14 protein-coding genes are annotated in these 13,583 nt (G+C 71.2%); 8 read left to right on the top strand and 6 right to left on the bottom strand.

All coding sequences use genetic code 11. The features are described from left to right. Positions 1 to 360 precede the first annotated feature (360 nt). From ACZ466_RS20345 to hisC, 7 genes are all read left to right on the top strand, one after another. Positions 361 to 1,032, top strand: a complete 672-nt coding sequence (locus ACZ466_RS20345; protein WP_378283026.1) for a lysophospholipid acyltransferase family protein — start codon at positions 361 to 363, stop codon at positions 1,030 to 1,032. A gap of 223 nt (positions 1,033 to 1,255) precedes the next feature. Then, positions 1,256 to 1,975 carry a hypothetical protein gene (locus ACZ466_RS20340; RefSeq protein WP_378283002.1) on the top strand — a complete coding sequence of 240 codons (720 nt, stop codon included), beginning with the start codon at positions 1,256 to 1,258 and terminating at the stop codon, positions 1,973 to 1,975. A 77-nt stretch (positions 1,976 to 2,052) separates the two neighbouring features. Further along, positions 2,053 to 2,253: a hypothetical protein gene (locus ACZ466_RS20335; protein ID WP_378283001.1), complete on the top strand. Its 201-nt coding sequence runs from the start codon at positions 2,053 to 2,055 to the stop codon at positions 2,251 to 2,253. A gap of 111 nt (positions 2,254 to 2,364) precedes the next feature. Continuing rightward, a complete protein-coding gene (locus ACZ466_RS20330) occupies positions 2,365 to 3,687 on the top strand; it encodes a flotillin family protein (RefSeq protein WP_378283000.1) in 1,323 nt (440 codons plus the stop codon). 107 nt (positions 3,688 to 3,794) lie between these two features. Then, positions 3,795 to 4,469 carry an NUDIX hydrolase gene (locus ACZ466_RS20325; RefSeq protein ID WP_378282999.1) on the top strand — a complete coding sequence of 225 codons (675 nt, stop codon included), beginning with the start codon at positions 3,795 to 3,797 and terminating at the stop codon, positions 4,467 to 4,469. Between the two features lie 77 nt (positions 4,470 to 4,546). After that, positions 4,547 to 4,855, top strand: a complete 309-nt coding sequence (locus tag ACZ466_RS20320) for a DUF6401 family natural product biosynthesis protein (RefSeq protein ID WP_378282998.1) — start codon at positions 4,547 to 4,549, stop codon at positions 4,853 to 4,855. 35 nt (positions 4,856 to 4,890) lie between these two features. Further along, complete coding sequence (gene hisC / locus ACZ466_RS20315) at positions 4,891 to 5,979, top strand: histidinol-phosphate transaminase (RefSeq protein WP_378282997.1); 1,089 nt, start codon at positions 4,891 to 4,893, stop codon at positions 5,977 to 5,979. A 173-nt stretch (positions 5,980 to 6,152) separates the two neighbouring features. Here hisC and ACZ466_RS20310 read toward each other — a convergent pair whose 3' ends face one another. Beyond that, a complete protein-coding gene (locus ACZ466_RS20310) occupies positions 6,153 to 7,481 on the bottom strand; it encodes a transcriptional regulator (RefSeq protein WP_378282996.1) in 1,329 nt (442 codons plus the stop codon). A 956-nt stretch (positions 7,482 to 8,437) separates the two neighbouring features. After that, on the bottom strand, positions 8,438 to 9,724 hold the full coding sequence (murA, locus tag ACZ466_RS20305) for a UDP-N-acetylglucosamine 1-carboxyvinyltransferase (RefSeq protein ID WP_378283025.1): 1,287 nt from the start codon (positions 9,722 to 9,724) through the stop codon (positions 8,438 to 8,440). Between the two features lie 344 nt (positions 9,725 to 10,068). On the opposite strand from murA, the gene ACZ466_RS20300 reads away from it, so the two are divergent. Then, complete coding sequence (locus tag ACZ466_RS20300) at positions 10,069 to 11,136, top strand: suppressor of fused domain protein (protein WP_378282995.1); 1,068 nt, start codon at positions 10,069 to 10,071, stop codon at positions 11,134 to 11,136. Here ACZ466_RS20300 and ACZ466_RS20295 read toward each other — a convergent pair. The 4 genes from ACZ466_RS20295 to ACZ466_RS20280 are packed head-to-tail and all read right to left on the bottom strand — an operon-like array spanning position 11,126 to position 13,543. After that, positions 11,126 to 11,956 carry an aminoglycoside phosphotransferase gene (locus tag ACZ466_RS20295; RefSeq protein WP_378282994.1) on the bottom strand — a complete coding sequence of 277 codons (831 nt, stop codon included), beginning with the start codon at positions 11,954 to 11,956 and terminating at the stop codon, positions 11,126 to 11,128. The two genes, ACZ466_RS20300 and ACZ466_RS20295, sit on opposite strands and share 11 nt — an antisense overlap. After that, the gene (locus ACZ466_RS20290) at positions 11,953 to 12,894 is read right to left on the bottom strand and encodes a hypothetical protein (protein ID WP_378282993.1); all 942 of its coding nucleotides are present in this window, start codon (positions 12,892 to 12,894) and stop codon (positions 11,953 to 11,955) included. The genes ACZ466_RS20295 and ACZ466_RS20290 overlap by 4 nt, the downstream gene beginning before the upstream one ends. A gap of 23 nt (positions 12,895 to 12,917) precedes the next feature. Beyond that, a complete protein-coding gene (locus ACZ466_RS20285; RefSeq protein WP_378282992.1) occupies positions 12,918 to 13,271 on the bottom strand; it encodes a hypothetical protein in 354 nt (117 codons plus the stop codon). Further along, entirely contained in the window at positions 13,268 to 13,543 is a 276-nt protein-coding gene (locus tag ACZ466_RS20280) for a hypothetical protein (RefSeq protein WP_378282991.1), read from the bottom strand. The genes ACZ466_RS20285 and ACZ466_RS20280 overlap by 4 nt, the downstream gene beginning before the upstream one ends. Positions 13,544 to 13,583: the final 40 nt, after the last annotated feature.

Here is a 13,583-nt window from a genome sequence, read left to right as displayed (position 1 = left end):
ACCCCGTGCGCTCAGGATCGCGCACCCGTGCCCGCAATCCAAGCCCGCTGGGCAAAGGTCCTGGTCGCCCCGTACGTCCCCGACGTTAACCGATCTTCGCCCGTGCGGGGGCCCCGGAACCCCCAATCCGGCCGGGAAAGCTACCGATCGGAAACCTACTTTTGGGTAAGAAATGGCCGGGGATTGGATCGCCCGTCCAATGTCGGCGACTTCCGCCGCGCCCGCCCACCCCCGTACCCGCCCGCCCTGACCTGCGCCATCCCACATTCCGGGACGTTCAAGACCGGGGCAAAAGGTGATGGAGGTGGGGGACGGAACGGCGCAGACGTTACAGTGGCGGTGCCGAATTCTGGAGGCTGGGTGTTCTACACGTTCATGTCGCGCGTCGTCGCCCCGATCCTGCGCGCCCTTTTCCGGCCGCGGGTCGAGGGGGTCGAGAACGTCCCGCTGTACGGGCCGCTCATCGTGGCGAGCAACCACCTGTCGTTCATCGACAGCTTCATCATCCCGCTGGTGCTCCCGCGCCCGGTGACCTACATCGCCAAGGCCGACTACTTCGAGGGCAAGGGCCTCAAGGGCTGGTTCGTCCGCTGGTTCCTGACCACGCTCGGCCACGTCCCCATCAAGCGCGGCGCCCAGCGCGCCGCCATGGGCGCCCTCGAACAGGCCGCGGACGTCCTCGACAACAGCGGCGCCTTCGCCATCTACCCCGAGGGCACCCGCTCCCTCGACGGCCGCCTCTACCGCGGCCGCACCGGCGTCGGCTGGCTCGTCCTCGCCTCCGGCGCCCGCGTCCTCCCCGTCGCCCTCGAAGGCACGGAGAAGGTCCAGCCCATCGGCGCCGGCATGCCCCGCTTCCTGGGCCCCCGCCCCACCGTCCGGATCGGCCCCCCGATCGACTTCTCCCACTACCGCGACCTCCCCCCGGCCAAGGCCCGCCGCGCCATCACCGACGAGATCGTCGAAACCATCCAGAAGATGTCCGGCCAGGAGTACGCCGGCACGTACAACGAGCGCGCCGACTCTCGTTGATTGTGGAGGGGCGACCCTCCACACCACCCGCCCGTCCCTCCACTCCGCTGGCGCTCCGCTACGGGCCGGACAGTATTTGGCGGTCGCCGTTGCGGTCGCTGCGGGGCCGGGCATTCATAGCCGGCGTTGACCAGGGCGTCGGGGGATGGCTGGGCGCCACGGTTGGGTAAAGGGCGTGTCGGCGGGGGTGGTCGCCGGGGTGGCGGTCGTAGTGTCACCAGGCATGGCCCAGAGGCTCCTTTCGACGGCGATGCTCCTGACGGTGACGGCCACGGCCGCGGTCGCGTGCGGCGGTGGCGGTGACGACGATCCGGGGCAGCAGGTGAAGGCGAACGGGCGGGCCGCGCTGGCGGGTACGTCCTACACCTCCGACCAGCTCGAACAGGCGCTGCTCGCCGAGCTTCCCGGTTACCGGAGGGCGGGGGAGCCCGACTCCGGCGAGTACGGCGGGCTGAAGTCCATCCAGAACTTCAACCAGCTGCAGCGCCAGGTCACCATCGACAAGCCGCGGTGCAGCAACGCGGGCGGGGCGCGGCCCGGGTCGCCGCCGATGGACAAGAGCGCGCCGACGGCGATCACCGCGTTCGTCAAGGACAACGGGCAGAACGTCACCGAGACGCTCATGGCGATGCCCGCCGACGCCGCCGAGAAGCACGTGAGCGCCCGTGTGCCTCCGGGGTGCCTGACGTTCCGGACCAAGGTCGGCGACCAGTGGGCCGACCACAAGGTGTTCGAGTCCCCGCCCGGCACCATCGGGGAGGGGTCCCGCACGGTCGGGGTGAGCACGCTCAGCGGGTCGTCCCAGCTCAAGACGTGGTACGTGGTGCTGCGGGGGCGGCGTTACCTGGCCACGATCAGCCTGATCGGGGGGGCGGCGACGCGGGCCGAGGCGGAGCAGCTCGCCCGGCTGGCCGACGCACAGGCCAAGCGCATCCTTCCTTGATCGGGTCCCACTCGCGGCCGGTCGGGCGGAACGGATAGCGTTCCCCTACCTGACGGCGTGAACGAGCGGGGGAGCCCTTGATCGGCAAGGAGGGACGGGTCACCGGCAGGATCGGGCCCGGTCTGGTCGGAGAGGTCATGATCCCGGTCCGCGGCGGGGCGGAGGCGTTCTACGCCCATCCGAGCGATCCGCGCGACGAGTTCACGGTGGGGATGATCGTGGTGGTCGTCGAGTACCACCCGCCGCGCACGGTGTACGTGGCCCAGGCGCTGGTCTAGGGATTCGATACGGGTTCGAGACCTTCGGGGAGAACCGAACGCGCGTTTTCTGCGTCCAAGGGGGCACAACGAGGGGTTTGTTCCACTCCTCCTGGCCCTTGAGGAGGTCGTATGCCCGTGGTCATGGTGGCGGTTCTCGCGGTCGTCGCCGTCATCGTCCTGATCATTCTCTTCAAGATGGTCTGGCGGGTGGCGGAACCGAACGAGGCCCTGATCATCTCGGGGCTCGGTGCCAAGTCCAAGCCGATCGACGGGGTGGACAGCCTCGGCTTCAAGATCATCACCGGCAAGGGCACCTCGGTGCTGCCCGGCTTCCAGGTGGCGCGCCGGCTCCGGCTCGACAGCCGGGCCGCCAACCTCGAGGTCAACTGCGTCACCCAGCAGGGCATCCCGGTCAAGGTGCGCGGCGTGGTCATCTACAAGGTCGGCGACGACTTCGTCTCCATCGCCAACGCCGCCCGGCGCTTCCTGGAGCAGCAGGACTCCATGAACGACGCCATCCACGAGCTGTTCACCGGCCACCTGCGCTCGATCATCGGCAACCTGACCGTCGAGGACCTGATCCTCAACCGGGAGCGGCTGACCAGCGAGACGCGCAGCTCCGCGGCCGACGAGATGAGCAAGCTGGGCCTGGTCGTCGACTCGCTGCAGATCCAGGAGATCGACGACGAGACCGGGTACATCACCAACCTGGGCCGCCCGCACGCCGCCAAGGTGGCCGCGTCGGCCCGGATCGCGGAGGCCGAGCGGGACCAGGAGGCCACCCAGCGCGAGCAGGAGACCGAGCGGCTCAAGGCCGCGGTCATCCGCGACACCGAGATCAAGAAAGCCGAGTACGACGGCCAGGTCAAGCAGGCCGAGCAGCAGGCCCGCCAGGAGGTCATCCAGCGCGAGACCCGCAACGCCGAGCTGGAGGCCGAGCGCACCGAGCGGCAGCTGGAGAGCCAGATCCGCAAGCCCGCCGACGCCAAGGCGTACGAGCAGGTCAAGCTGGCCGAGGCCGAGCGCGAGGAGCGCATCGCCTACGCCCAGGCGGCGGCCACCGAGGTCCAGCTCAAGGCGCAGCGCGAGTCCGAGGCCGTCCGGCTGATGGGTGAGGCCGAGGCGGAGGCCACCCGCCGCAAGGGCCTGGCCGAGGCCGAGGCGATCAAGGCGCGGGCGCAGGCGCTGGCGGAGAACCAGGAGGCCGTCATCGCCCAGCAGCTCGCCGAGAACTGGCCGCAGATCGTCGAGGCCGGCGCGGGCGTGTTCGGCAACGTCGACAACATGGTCGTCCTGAACGGCGCCGAGGGTGTGGAGGAGATGCTCGCCAAGGCCCTCACCCTGGGCGGCACCGGCCTGGGCCTGGCCCGGACCCTGCTCGCCAACATGAACGGCGCCCATGGGCCCAATGGCGTCCCGGTGGTGAAGAGCGCCCCGTCCGACAACGACTGACCCGGTTCGACGGCCCCGCACTCTCCGGAGTGCGGGGCCTTTCGTTTCCCGCAGGGGCCCTTGCTTTCGGGGGTGTGTGGTGGCGCGGCCCCAATAGAGTCGGTGGTATGTCCGTGCCCCGCCTGGCCGTCACCGTTGATCTTGTCGTGCTCACCGTGCGGGAGCAGCGGCTCAGTGCGCTGATGTGGCGGCGTGACCGGGCGCCCTACGACGGGTGCTGGTCGCTTCCGGGCGGGTTCATCCAGTTGGACGAGGACCTGCCGGTGGCCGCTTCGCGCTTGATGGCGGAGCGGGCGGGGTTGGCCGACGTGCGGATCCACCTGGAGCAGCTCGCCACGTACGGCTACCCGGACCGCGACCCGCGGCAGCGCGTGGTGAGCGTGGCGTACCTGGGCCTGGCGCCGGATCTGCCGGCGTCCAGCCGGGCGCAGGTGCTGTGGACGGCCGTGGACGATCTCAAGGAGCGGGACCGGGCGGCGTTCGACCACCGGCGGATCCTGTGCGACGGGGTGGAGCGGGCGCGGGCGAAGCTGGAGTACACCTCGCTGGCGGCGGCGTTCTGCCCGCCCGAGTTCACCGTGGCCGAGCTGCGGCGGGTGTACGAGATCGTGTGGGGGACGCCGCTGGATCCGCGGAACTTCCACCGGAAGGTGACCGGCGCCGACAGGTTCCTGATCCCCACCGGGCGGACCACGACGCGGGACGGCGGGCGGCCCGCGCAGCTGTATTCGCGCGGCGACGCCGAGCAGTTGCGGCCGCCGATGCTGCGGCCCCGTCCCTGACCTGGTCAGGCCACGATCGGGGGATCGTGCGGGCCAGCGGTCCGGCATTGCTAGCTTGGGGCACTATGGATGGCGATTTGTCCGAAGAGCTGGGGTTTCTCGTCCGGGACATCGGTGATGCCGGTATCGCGGAGATGGCCGGTTCGCCGGCGCTGGCGGCGGCCGTCGACCAGCACGCGGCGGCGGTCCGCGACCTGCTCGTGGGTCCCGGCGGCTCCCGGCCCGCGCCGGACGCGCTGATGAACTACCTGCACGGGTTCGCCGAGGAGGCGTTCGAGCGCGGCTGGTGGCCGGACAGCACGCGGGACTGGGAGTTCGTCCGGATCGTCACCATCTGCTGGATGATGCGGCAGGGCGTGCCTCCGTCGTCCCCGGACGGCTCGTAGGCTGAGCGCACGACCGTAGAACGAGGAGGACAACGGTGTCCGAGGCAATCACCCCGCGCTTCCGCTCCGTGCTCGACCGGTTCCAGGCGTACAAGCCCGGCAAGGCCGTGGTGTCGCCCGAGGGGCGCTCGTTCAAGCTGTCGTCGAACGAGTCGCCGCACGGGCCCCTCCCCTCGGTTCTGACCGCGATCAGCGAGGCGGCGCAGCGGGTGAACCGCTACCCGGACAACAACTGCACCGCGCTCGTGGAGGCGATCTCCGCCCGTTACAAGATCCCCGCGGATCACGTAGCGGTGGGCTGCGGGTCGGTCGGGGTCACCCAGATGCTGCTGGAGGCCGTGTCCGAGCCGGGCGCCGAGGTGGTGTACGCGTGGCGGTCGTTCGAGGCGTACCCGCTGCTGGTGGCGCTGGCGGGCGCGGAGCCGGTGCAGGTGCCGCTGCGGGACGAGACCCACGACCTGGACGCCATGGCCGACGCGATCACCGACCGCACCCGACTGATCCTGGTCTGCAACCCGAACAACCCGACCGGCACCGTGGTGCGCCGCGCCGAGTTGGAGAGGTTCCTGGACCGGGTGCCGGCCGACTGCCTGGTGGTCCTGGACGAGGCGTACCGCGAGTACATCCGCGACGCCGACGTCCCCGACGGCTTCGACCTCTACCCGGAGCGTCCCAACCTGGCGGTCCTGCGGACGTTCTCCAAGGCGTACGGGCTGGCGGGCCTGCGGGCGGGCTTCCTGGCGGCGCATCCGGTGGTGGCCGAGGCGATCCGCAAGACGCACCTGCCGTTCAGCGTGAACGCGATCGCGCAGGCGGCGGCGGTGGCGTCCCTGGCGGCGGCGGACGAGCTCCTGGAGCGGGTGGAGAGCACCGTGCAGGAGCGCGAGCGGGTCCGTGACGGCCTACTGGCCGACGGCTGGACGGTGCCCCCGACGGAGGCCAATTTCGTCTGGCTGCGGCTCGGAGAGCGCACCCTGGACTTCTCCGCGGCCTGCGACGCGCAGGGGGTCAGCGTCCGCCCGTTCGCGGGCGAGGGTGCCCGCGTCTCCATCGGGTCGCCCGAGGAGAACGAGGCCTTCCTCGCCGTGGCGAAGGCCTACCCCCACCGCGCTGTGTCCCTGTAACCCCGGCCCAGGCGACTCGCCTGGCGGCTCGTCCCCTGACCGGGGTCAGGCGACCGCGGCATCGCTTCGCGATCTGCCCGGCGAGACTCGCCTTCGGCGTCGCCTCACCGGGCAGGTAACGCGCTCGCGCGGTGGCTGAGGTCCGGCGACCTTGAGAACTGGACGCCTCCCTCTCAGGTCCCGGCCTTGGGGCCCAGCTTTTCGACGATCAGCCGGTAGAGCTGCCGCGGCCGGCCCGGCTGCGGGGTCCGGTTCGGCGGCAGCGGCCAGGCCAGGCCCTCCTCGACCAGCGTGCGCAGCAGGCGCCGGGCGGTGCGGGGGGTGACGCCGAGCATCTTGCCGGCGTTCTCCGCGTCCACGATCAGCGGCTGCTCCTGGTCGCCGAGCTTGTCGGCGAGCCGGGCGAGGATCTCCAGGCCCTTCGGCTTGGCCTGCGGCTGCGCGCGCGGTGGCGTGCGCGGCGCCGGGACGAGCGCGCGGCCGTCGCGGTCCAGGGCGAAGCCCTGCGCGCGCTGCGAGCTCTGCGAGCGGGCCAGCGCGGCGCGGGCATGCGTCTCCGCCTCGTGCGCCGTGCGGCCCATCCCGATGCCGACCTCGATCGCCAGCCCCAGTTCCTCGCGGACGCGCTCGACGAACGGCGGCGTCCGGAAGCCCTCGGTGCTGGCGGTGACCGAGCCCCGGGTGGCGATGACGAGGTAGCTGTGGTCGTCCAGCGGCCACACCGACGCGTTCATCCGGTGCGCCTCCTGGAGGAGCACCCGGTGCAGCGCCAGTTTCAGCTCGTCGCGCCAGTACCTGGGGGTGACGCGGCGCGGGGTCTCGCGCAGCGTCGGCACGTCCACCAGCACGACCACCAGCTGCGACTCCTCCAGCCGGTGGTGGGCGCCGAGCAGCGCCGCGGTCTGCAGCGAGCTGCGGATCGCCGCGCCGGTGGGGCGCACCCGGATGGTCGGCACCCCGGCCATCTCCATGCGTTCGGCGGTGGCGTGCACGCACGTCATCGCGACGGTGGTCGCGCCGCGCCGCCACAGCCGCTCGTGGAAGGCGGCCAGCGTGCCCGGCCCGGCGGCCTCCTCGCGCAGGTGGACCTGCTCGGTGCCGAGGCTGATCTCCGCGTACGCCTCCTCGACCTCGGCCCGGCCGAGCACGTCGATGCTCACCCGTCCCGGGTCGAAGCGCTCGTCGAGGGAGGCCCGCAGCAGCGCGCCCTGCAGGGCGGCGCCGTTCAGCGGCACGTAGGTGGCCGGCATGGTCAGCACGCCGGCCTTGCGGGCGAAGTCGTACGGCACCGGGCTGGCGAACAGGCACACGTCCACCCCGGAGCCCAGCCGTACGACCTTGTCGGCCGCCTCCTGCTCGTCCCGATATGCGGCGGCCACCAGCCGGCTCGGCACCGGCGTGGGACCGTGTCCCATCAGCATGACCCGTTCGACCAGGTCATGCGGGCCGACGACGCCGATCGTGAGATCGGGCGTGACCGATCCCGTTCTCGTGGCCGTCATCGGCGATCGCTCGCTTCCCGACCATGCTCTTGGTGGGGGTCCTGCCCCGGCCATGCGTTCGCGCACGCTCCGCCCAACGGTTGACTCATGGCTTGTCGCCCCTGCCTTCTGACCCTGCACCGCAATCCCGCGATTCGTTCCTCAGTGGGCAGATCGGGTCAGGGCGACCTGGTGTGACGCCCAGACGCGAAATCGAATCAAGAGTGCGGCGAAAAAGTAACCTACGCGACCCCCTAGTCAGTAATTTGTCACCAATCGGTCAGTCTTGATCCTGCATCTTCGGTCGTCCGAAGTTGAAAAACAAGACCCGAAAACACCGCGAGGGCCTGTGCACGGCGCCGATGCGCACTACGGGAGCCCCTGTCACGTCCGATTAGTGTACGCAGGGACCGAAAATCGACCGTCCCGTCTTCGGGGGGCCCTGAAATGCGAGCGATCCGCACTTTTTTCGGTGACCGGAGTGCCGGGACGCGTCCGCACGAAAGTTTTCGCCGGTCATACGGGCGCCGGGACGGCCGGTGACCTCCGAACCGTACGAGGACGCCCCAAACCTTGACCCGCGTGTTGACGTCCACCATCGGCCACGGAACGTGCCCGCGGCGCGGACTCCGGGGCCGGTTCGGGGCCCGGGAAGTCAGATGCGGGTCAGGAGAAGCGGTCAGATCCGCTGTAAGGGGTCTTCTGACCGGCCCGCGGACTCCGGCGTCGGAACGGCCGGAAGTTCCCGCAGGGAGGACGTGAGGACGCCCGGAGACCATCTCCGCTGAGGGGTCCCCGGGCGGGCGCGGCCTCCGGGCGACGCCGGAGGCCGGACGGGCGTTCCGGACGGCGCTTCGCAGGCCCTTTCCGGACGGCGGTTCGGCGCGCTCGGACGGCGTTTCGGAAACCGTGCGAGGCGCTTCGGGGGCGCTTCCGCGGCCGCCTCGCCGGCGGGTGCCGCGGAGGCGCCCCGAGGGTCAGTCGGTCTCGCGGGTGATCTCGGCGCCGAGCTGGGACAGCCGCTCGGCGGTGTGCGCGTGCCCGCGGTCGAGGTAGTAGGCCGAGGTGATCGTGGTCTCGCCCTCGGCGGCCAGGCCGGCCAGGACCAGCGCGCTCCCGCAGCGCAGGTCGTGCGCCTCCACCTCGGCGCCGCGCAGCGAGCCGGGGCCGTTGACCTTGGCCCGGTTGCCGTTGACCTCGATGTCGGCGCCCATCTTCGTCAGCTCGTCGGCCAGCTTGAAGCGGCCGTCGAAGATGCGCTCGTAGATGTAGGAGGGCCCGTCGGCCAGGCAGGACAGCGCCATGATCGGCGACTGCAGGTCGGTGGCGAAGCCCGGGTACTCGTCGGTGATGACGTTTATGGGGCGCAGCCCGCGCTCCCGGCGCACCTGCAGGACCGCGCCCTGCTGGTGGAACTCCAGGCCCATCTGCTCCAGCTTGTCGGCGGCGACGCCGAGGTGCTCCAGGTTGGCGCCCACCAGGTTGAGGTCGCCGCCGGTGATCGCGGCGGCCATCACGAACACGCCGGTGTCGATCCGGTCCGGCATCACGGTGTGCTCGACGGCCGACAGCTCGCCCACGCCCTCGACGGTGACGAAACCGGTGCCGCCGCCGCTGATCCGGGCGCCCATCGCCTGCAGCAGCGCGATGTTGTCGAGCACCTCGGGCTCCAGCGCGGCGTTCTTGATCAGCGTGGTGCCGCGGGCCAGCGCCGCCGCCATGATCAGGTTCTCGGTGCCGGTGTGCGAGGGGGTGTCGCAGTAGAGCGTGCCGCCGCGCAGGTCGCCGGCCTTGATGTGGATCTGGCCCGCGCCGTTGGCGCCCATCTGCTCGGTCACGGTCGCGCCGAGCCGCTTGAAGCCGTTGTAGTGGAAGTCCAGGTTCCGGCTGCCCAGGTTGCAGCCGCCGACGCCCTCGATCACCGCCTCGCCGAGCCGGTGCAGCAGGGCCGGCACGAACAGGAACGAACCCCGGAAACGGGCCGCGATGTCGGCCGGCAGCACGGGGCTGTCCAGCTCCGAGGCGTCGATCACGAGCGTGCGCTCGGCCTCGTGCAGCTCGGCTTTGGCGCCCACCGCGCGGGCGAGTTCCACCGCGCGCCGCACGTCTTCGATGATCGGAACGTTGCGCAGGACCGTGCGGCCCTTGGACGCCATCAGCGAAGCGCCGATCATCGGCAGGACGGCGTTCTTCGCGCCCTGGATGAAAACGGTGCCGTGCAGCCGCCTGCCGCCGCGCACGCGGTAGCGAACCTCGTGGCCCATGCTCATGCCGCCTTACTCCTTAACTGCGGGTACGGTCCTGTCGGTTCAAAACGGACTGCCGCCCTCCGTCCGCTGCGGGAACGGCGGGGTCACGAGGGCCGGGCGCACGCCGGACGGGTCCCCCCCCCGTTATCGCACGTCCTTCATTGCACAACGCGGTCCCAGTAAACCACCGGGACGGAGGCGAACGGTCCGGAGCGCGCCCCATCGGGCGCCAGTCTTGTCTCTTTGACCGGCGAATGTGGCGGGAAGTTCGGGTTTTTGCGCTAAGACTCGGATGTGAGTCGTGACGCACTCCGTCATCTGGGCCCGTACCACCGCTTTCTTCCCTAAGGTGAACGCCCATGGACGAGTCCACGGAGGCCGCGGACGAAGCGCCCGGCTGGCACGCCATCGACCGCGCCCTGGAGCCCCTCTACGGCGATGTCGAGCCGCTCCACTGGGGGACGATCCTCAAGTGGCGGCTGGGCGGGAAGGACCCGCTCGACGGCGTCAGCGCCTACCCCAGGACCGACCCGGTCCCGCACTGGCATTTCGTCTCGTACGGCATGAGCGAGCTCTACGAGAAGGGCGAGGGGAGCGACCCCGAGGAGTCCGGCTGGGGCTTCGAGTTCACCTTCCGCCTGGTCCGCGACCCGTCCGAGACCACCCCGCCGGTCTGGGCGGTCAGTCTCCTGCAGAACCTCGGCCGCTACGTGTTCACCTCCGGCAACTGGTTCGAGCCGGGCCACCACATGGACATCAACGGGCCGATCGCCACGTCCCGGGAGGACTCGGCCATCCGCGCGATCATGTTCGCCGAGGACCCCGAGCTCGGGACGATCTCCACCCCGCACGGCTCCCTGCAGTTCCTCCAGGTGATCGGCCTGGCCCGGGAGGAGTACGAGGCCGCCCGGCAGTGGAACACCATGGCGCTGCTGGACGTCCTGGCGCCGCGGCTGCCGCTCTACGTCACCGACATCGACCGGGGCTCGCTGCTGGCCGATCCGGAGCTGGCGGCGGCGGTCCGCGCCGGCGTCGAGCGGGACGGCTCCAGCAGCGGCCTGCTGTTCGTGGGCACCGCCGGGTGGGAGGAGGAGGGCGGCGGCACGACGCTGCGGCTGGGCGCGCTCCAGGCGCCGATGATCCGCCAGTCCCTGCGCGGGCGGCTGCCGTTCGGGCGGTCGCTGGCGATCCAGGCCCAGGACGGCGGCGTGCTCCACTTCGTGCCCGCCGACGGCTTCGAGGTGGAACGCCTTGAGGGCGGGCTGTCGATCAGTGTCCCGGACGCGGCGCTGAACGGCCTGATCGACGCGATCCGCTCCGAGGCGGGCCGCGTCCCGGTGCCGTCCCTGCCGGGCCTGACCGTCGAGATCGTCCCCACCCGCATGCGCGACCAGTACGGCGAGGAAACCGGCGAGGTCATCGGCTGAGCCGATGGGCGAGGGCCGCGAGCGGCTGATCCAGATCGCCGATGTCGGGATGGCGGCGCAACTGGACGATCACGCACAGCTGCGCGATACGGCCGTCCGGGGTGTCGAGCAGATGCGCGAAGCGCCGGTGGATGTCGGCGGCCAGCTCGGGCACCAGCAGGCTGGTGCACATCAGCGTCGCCGCGTCCGCGCCCACCGGTGCCAGCCCCCAGAACTCCCAGTCCAGCAGGTAAGGGGTATGCGCGGTGAGGTTGGTCCAGCGCAGATCGCCGTGCTGGACGGCCCACCGCCGGACCCGGGTCGGCACACCGGGCCCATAGGCGCGGCGCATCACAGCGGTGATCTGCTCCTGGGTACGGGGCACGCGGTCGGTGCGATGGCGGGCGAGCCGGTCGAGCGAGGTCTCCAGGCTCGTCCACCAGGCCGTGGACAACCGGAGCTGACGGGCACGCCGCGGAGTGAGCGTCTCGTGCGGGGCGCAGGCCGGTTCGTCGACCAGCTCCCACACCTCTGCGCGCACCGACTGCTCGCGGTCGGCCCAGGTCTCGGTCGCCAGCAGCGCAGGGCGGCTCAGCCCCGGAATCGCCGGGGCGGTGATCGGCCCATACCACAAGGCACCGCACGCCCGCTCAGCCGGGACGGCCAGCACGCGCAGCCAACGCGCGCCGCCAGATACCGGGTCGGCAACGCGCCCGGACAAAGTCCGCCCGGCCACGCCCGGCACCAGCCGCCCGTCCACTACCAGCCCGAAGGCACGCAGCGCACGCTCGAACTGCGCCTGCATCCATTGCGTGCGGGGGCCTGTCGGCTGGACGGTCACCGCTCGCCCTCCCCTCCGGTCTGTTCGGCTTCGGCACGGCGAGCACGCAGGGTTTCGCAGCCCAGCACGACCCGGTACCGCGTGCCATCGCGGAAGAAGACAGGCAGCGGCGGTCCGAACAGTTCGTCTCCATTCCGCAGCCAGCCGGAGTGTCCAGCTCGATACGACAGCAGCACGCTACCGTCACTGAGCGTATAGCGGGAGGGAAAGAAGATCCCTTCAGCGGCGTCCAGCACCCACAACCGGTCGATCGCCTCAACGCCGGAGTCGGTGCAGTCCCCGGCGATCAGGGCGCGCGTGATGGTGTGCTCGCCCGTCAGATACCGAGGGTCCAAGGTGACCTTGGCACCGGGAGTCCGGAAGTGCGGATGATGCGGGTGGTCGGCGGGACGAGGAGGAACGACTCCAGCGGCGCGGGCGGCCACACGGCGGGAGGCGTCCCGTCCGTAGACCACGATGTCCAGATCGCGGGCGGTCCCCGGAGGCTTGTACATGGCCGAGCCGTAGACGCCGAACTTGTCGCGGTCAACGCCGCACCAGGTGGCCAGCGCGTCCAGGGCCGCGGCGTGTGCGGCCAGCAGGTACGGGTCCCGGGTGGACCTGGCGGCGACGATGCCGGCGGCGCGGATGCGGGCGATCTTGCCCAGATGCGGGACGAGCGCGTCCGGCTGACGGGCGGCGATCAGCGGCGCGTAAGTGGCGTACGGCAGGTTCAGGGTGCGTTGCCACTCCCGGCCCCAGAATCGGCTCCGCGGCCCCTCACCGTCGCGGCCGGGACGGGCATCGTTGGCAACGTAGCCCACCAGCGCGTACATGGAGTCGCCCATGCTGGTGATCTTCGCCGCGAGCAGGCCGCCGTCGGTGAGCACCATGGAACACGGCGGCAGCATCTGGTGAGGGATGGCCAGGGCGGGCCACCCGCAGGCATGCGATTCCATTGAGTCCACCTTCCACAACGCGTTCAGAGGCGCAGCCGCCGCCGCAGCCACCCACGCCGGGTGCGCCTGGGAGCGGCGTGGATGGGCGCGGCGGGGCGGGGCATCCTGGACGGTGTCGACCGCGCCGCCGCGCCGGTCTTGGGGGGCGTGCGGGAGAAGCGCGGCACCGTCCGGGCGCCGATCGCCTCCAGGTGTCGAGCGAGCTCGGCCGGATCGGGCGCCTCGATCAGACGGTCACGGCCCCACGGGTCCCGCGCCAGTGCCCACCAGGCACCCGTGTACGTGCCGCGCCACGCGCACGCCCCCGGGAACCGGCGCCGCAACTCGGTCACGACCAGGTCGACGTCGAGCGCCGCCCACGGCGCGACGGCGGTCACCGTCCGCCTCCCCCGGCCAGGTTGCCGAGGATGACCTTGGACGCGTCGGTGATCGGTTCGCCCCACGACGTCCAGAACCACATCCGGCCGTCGTCCTCGCGGCGCGCGTGGCAGGTGATCGTGTCCGCCGGGTGCGCCGCGTCGTCGCAGCATCCGCCCGCGTGCGGGTTGGTCACCCGCAGCCCTTTCTCGGTGAGGCCGATGGTGAGGCCACGTGCGACGAGATGCGCGCCGAGTGCGGCCAGCCGCTGCTGCGAGGTCATACGATCCATCTGGGCCGGGTCCCTTCCGGTCAAGGCCCCGGCCGACGCT

It is taken from the genome of Actinomadura rugatobispora (genome assembly GCF_055379765.1).
This window is presented reverse-complemented; position numbering and strand designations above follow the sequence as displayed.

What these genes read in the sequence shown, in the direction of transcription:
- ACZ466_RS20340 (WP_378283002.1), top strand. Translation starts at nt 1,256, where the DNA reads ATGGCCCAGAGGCTCCTTTCGACGGCGATGCTCCTGACGGTGACGGCC.
- ACZ466_RS20330 (WP_378283000.1), top strand. Translation starts at nt 2,365, where the DNA reads ATGCCCGTGGTCATGGTGGCGGTTCTCGCGGTCGTCGCCGTCATCGTC.
- ACZ466_RS20325 (WP_378282999.1), top strand. Translation starts at nt 3,795, where the DNA reads ATGTCCGTGCCCCGCCTGGCCGTCACCGTTGATCTTGTCGTGCTCACC.
- ACZ466_RS20310 (WP_378282996.1), bottom strand. Translation starts at nt 7,481, where the DNA reads ATGACGGCCACGAGAACGGGATCGGTCACGCCCGATCTCACGATCGGC.
- murA (WP_378283025.1), bottom strand. Translation starts at nt 9,724, where the DNA reads ATGGGCCACGAGGTTCGCTACCGCGTGCGCGGCGGCAGGCGGCTGCAC.
- ACZ466_RS20300 (WP_378282995.1), top strand. Translation starts at nt 10,069, where the DNA reads ATGGACGAGTCCACGGAGGCCGCGGACGAAGCGCCCGGCTGGCACGCC.
- ACZ466_RS20290 (WP_378282993.1), bottom strand. Translation starts at nt 12,894, where the DNA reads ATGGAATCGCATGCCTGCGGGTGGCCCGCCCTGGCCATCCCTCACCAG.
- ACZ466_RS20280 (WP_378282991.1), bottom strand. Translation starts at nt 13,543, where the DNA reads ATGGATCGTATGACCTCGCAGCAGCGGCTGGCCGCACTCGGCGCGCAT.